The following is a 4245-nucleotide window of genomic DNA, read 5'->3' as shown; positions in this document are numbered from 1 at the left end:
TCGAGGCACTGCGCAGCAGCTTCGCCGCGCTGATCGCCCGTCACGAAACCCTGCGCACCACCTTCCGCCAGCAGGGCGACAGTGCCGAGCAGGTGCTGCATGCGCGGCTGGAAACGCCGCTGGACATTACCACTGCAGCCCTTGACGAAGCCGGCGTGCAGGCCTGGGTCGAGACCCAGGTGCGCCAGCCGTTCGACCTGCAACACGGCCCGTTGCTGCGCGCCCGCCTGCTGCGCCTGGCCGCCGACGAGCATGTGCTGGTGCTGGTGCTGCACCATATCGTTGCCGACGGCTGGTCGATGCCGATCCTGGTCGACGAACTGGTGCGCGGCTATGAAAGCCATCTGCACGGTCAGGCCCCGCAACTGCCGGCGCTGGCCTTCCAGTACGCCGACTACGCGGCCTGGCAGCGCCAGTGGATGGAAGCCGGCGAGCAACAGCGCCAGCTCGACTACTGGCAGGCACGCCTGGGCAGCACCCAGCCGATCCTCGAACTGGCCACCGATCGCCCGCGCCCTGCGGTGCAGCAGTATGAAGGTGCGCGCCTAGCGGTGGACCTCGAGCCAAGCCTGGTTGCCCAGCTCAAGACGCTGGCCGGGCAGCATGACGTGACCCTGTTCATGCTCCTGCTGGCCTCGTTCCAGGCCTTGCTGCATCGCCACAGCGGCCAGTCGGACATCCGCGTCGGCGTGCCGGTGGCCAACCGCACCCGGGCCGAGACCGAAGGCCTGATCGGCTTCTTCGTCAACACCCAGGTGCTGGATGCGCGCTTCCAGCCGCAGATTCGTTTCGACGAGCTGCTGCAACAGGTCAAGCACACCGCCCTGGGCGCCCAGGCGCACCAGGAGCTGCCCTTCGAGCAACTGGTCGAAGCCCTGCAGCCCGAGCGCAGCCTGAGCCACAGCCCGCTGTTCCAGGTGATGTTCAACCACCAGACCCAGGTGCTGGGTGAATCCCGCGTACTTGCGGGCCTCAGCCTGCAGGGTCTGGTTTCGGACAAGCAGACCGCACAGTTCGACCTGACCCTGGACACCGCCGAGCACGAAGGCGGCCTGAGCGCGACCCTGACCTACGCCACCAGCCTGTTCGAGCCGGCGACCGTGGCGCGCATGGCCGAGCACTGGCGCAACCTGTTGCAGGGCATCTGCCAGGACGCCGGGCAGCGCGTCGCCGAACTGCCGTTGCTGAGCCGCGAGGAGCGCGAGCGCACCCTGTACGCTTGGAACGACAGTGCCGCCGACTACCCGCGCGGGCAGACCGTCCAGCAGCTGATCGAGGCACAGGCTGCCCGCACGCCGCAGGCCGTCGCCGCAGTGCTGGGCGAGCAGTCGCTGAGCTACGCGCAACTGAACCAGCGCGCCAACGCCCTGGCCCACCACCTGCGCAGCCTGGGCGTCGGCCCCGATGTGCTGGTGGGGATCGCGGTGGAGCGCAGCCTGGACATGCTCGTCGGCCTGCTGGCGGTGCTCAAGGCCGACGGCGCCTATGTGCCGCTGGATCCGCAGTTCCCCGAGGACCGCCTGGCCTACATGATGGAGGACAGCGGCATCGCGCTGCTGCTGACCCAGTCCAGCCTGGTGCAACGCCTGCCGATCCCGCCGCAGGTGCGCAGCCTGTGCCTCGACCAGGCGCTGCCGGGCGAGTACAGCCAGGACAATCCGCGCCCGCTGGCACACCCGGAAAACCTTGCCTATGTGATCTACACCTCCGGTTCCACCGGCAAGCCCAAGGGCGTGACCATCCGCCACGATGCGCTGGTCAACTTCCTCTGCAGCATGGCGCGCCAGCCGGGTATCGATGCTCATGACAAGGTGCTGTCGCTGACCTCGCTGTCGTTCGATATCGCCGGCCTCGAGCTGTACCTGCCGTTGTTGCGCGGTGCCTGCGTGGTGTTGCTGGGCGAGCAGGTGAACAAGGACCCGCAGGCGTTGCTGGCGGTGATCCAGGCCCAGGCAGTCAGCGTCGTCCAGGCCACCCCGTCGACCTGGCGCATGCTGCTGGACGCCGCCGCGTCCGGAGCCTTTGCCGGCAAGAAGGTACTGTGCGGCGGCGAGGCGCTGAGCGCCGAGCTGGCCCAGCGCCTGATCGCCCAGGCCGGGCATGTGTGGAACGTCTATGGCCCGACCGAGACCACCATCTGGTCGGCCTGTCATTACCTGACCGGCAGCGACGACGTGTGGCTGGGGCGGCCGTTGGCCAACACCCGCCTGCACGTGGTCAGCGACGAGCTCGACGTGCTGCCGCAAGGCGCGCGTGGCGAGTTGCTGATCGGCGGCGACGGCCTGGCGCGGGGCTACCACAACCGCCCGGGCCTGACCGCCGAGCGTTTCGTCCCGGACCCGTTCGCCAGCGAGCCGGGCGCGCGCCTGTACCGCACCGGCGACCTGACCCGCTACCGCGAGGACGGGGTGATCGAGTACGTCGGGCGTCTGGACCACCAGGTGAAGATCCGTGGCTTCCGTATCGAACTGGGCGAAATCGAGGAGCGCCTGCTGTTGCATCCGGCGATCCGCGAGGCCGCGGTGATCGATATCGATGGCCCGGCCGGCAAGCAGCTGGCGGCCTACCTGGTGCTGCACGATGCGCAGCAAAGCGTGGAAGCGCTGCGCGGCGAGCTGCGTGCACACTTGAAGGCCGGCCTGCCGGACTACATGGTGCCGAGCCATCTGGTCGGCCTGGCACGCATGCCGCAGACCCCCAACGGCAAGCTCGACCGCAAGGCCCTGCCGCTGCCGGATGCCAGCCAGCTGCAGGCAGCCCACGTGGCACCGGTCACGGAGCTGGAGCGCAAGCTGGCGGCGATCTGGGCCGAGGTGCTGCAGGTCGAGCGGGTGGGCCTGCAGGACAACTTCTTCGACCTCGGCGGACACTCGCTGCTGATCGTCCAGGTAATCGGCCGGGTGCGCGAGCAACTGGGCGTCGACCTGAGCCTCAACGAGCTGTTCGAACAGGCCACGCTGGCCGACTTCAGCCAGGTGGTGGAGCGCAAGTCGGGGCAGGTCGCCAATGCCCATGACGAGCTGACTAAATCCTTGGAGGCCTTGAAACGTCTTACTGCACAGGAAATAGATAATCTGATCGCTTAGCGGGAGACATTCAAAGTGCAAGAGCTGCTCGACTCCGTAAAGTCGCTGTCCACCAGGGAGCGCAAGGCATTGGCAGCCTTGCTCAAGCGCCAGGGTGTCAACCTCTACGGGGTAACCCCGATCTTCAGAAGGGACTCGGCGGACGGGGCAGCGCTTTCCTATGCACAGCAGCGCCAGTGGTTCCTCTGGCAGCTCGACCCGCACAGCGCCGCCTACAACATCCCGGCGGCGCTGCGGCTCAAGGGCGCGCTGGATGTCGAGGCGTTGCAGCGCAGCTTCGACAGCCTGGTGGCGCGCCACGAAACCCTGCGCACCACCTTCCGCCAGGAGGGTGACGGGGCGGTCCAGATCGTCCATCCGCCAATGCCCGTGGCGCTGGCGGTGGAGCCCTTCGTGCCTGCGGATTCGACGGATCTGCAGGCAGCCATCCGCGCGCGGGTAGAGGCCGAGGTGCAGCAGCCGTTCGACCTGGAGCATGGTCCGTTGCTGCGGGTCAGGCTGCTGGTGCTGGGGCCTGAAGAGCATGTGCTGATCCTGACCGTGCACCATATCGTTTCCGATGGCTGGTCCACGCCGATCCTGGTGGACGAGCTGATCCGCCTGTACGAGGGCTTGCGCCTGGGTTCGCCGGTGACCCTGGCCGAGCTGCCGATCCAGTACGCCGACTACGCCCTGTGGCAGCGCGACTGGATGGAGGCGGGCGAGCAGGAGCGCCAGCTCGGTTACTGGCGCGAGCAGATGGCGGGCGAGCAGCCGTTGCTGGAGCTGCCTGTCGACCGCCCGCGGCCGTCGGTGCAGAGCTTCCAGGGCGCACGCCTGGCCATCGATATCGATGCCTCCCTGGCGCAGGGGCTCAAGGCCCTGGCGCGCCAGCAGGGGGTGACCCTGTTCATGCTGTTGCTGGCCTCCTTCCAGACCCTGCTGCACCGCTACAGCGGGCAGGCCGACATCCGCGTCGGTGTGCCGGTGGCCAACCGTACCCGCGCCGAAACCCAGGGGCTGATCGGCTTTTTCGTCAACACCCAGGTGCTCAAGGCCGAGTTCGCGCCACAGACCACCTTTGCCGCGTTGCTGCAGCAGGTGCGTGAAGCCTCGCTGCAGGCCCAGGCGCACCAGGACCTGCCGTTCGAGCAACTGGTCGAGGCGCTGCAGCCCGAGC

Annotated in this window: 2 protein-coding genes; both read left to right on the top strand. The window is 67.9% G+C overall.

Annotated features, from left to right (window positions below):
• On the top strand, nucleotides 1–3086 hold a 3086-nt coding region (locus tag ACODS9_RS26415), incomplete at its 5' end, for an amino acid adenylation domain-containing protein (RefSeq protein WP_489095116.1).
• Between the two features lie 15 nt (nucleotides 3087–3101).
• On the top strand, nucleotides 3102–4245 hold a 1144-nt coding region (locus ACODS9_RS26410; RefSeq protein ID WP_489095115.1), incomplete at its 3' end, for a condensation domain-containing protein.

The organism is Pseudomonas sp. FG36, assembly GCF_057809275.1.
The sequence above is the reverse complement of the archived record's forward strand: the minus strand, read 5'-3'. Positions and strand labels throughout refer to the sequence as shown.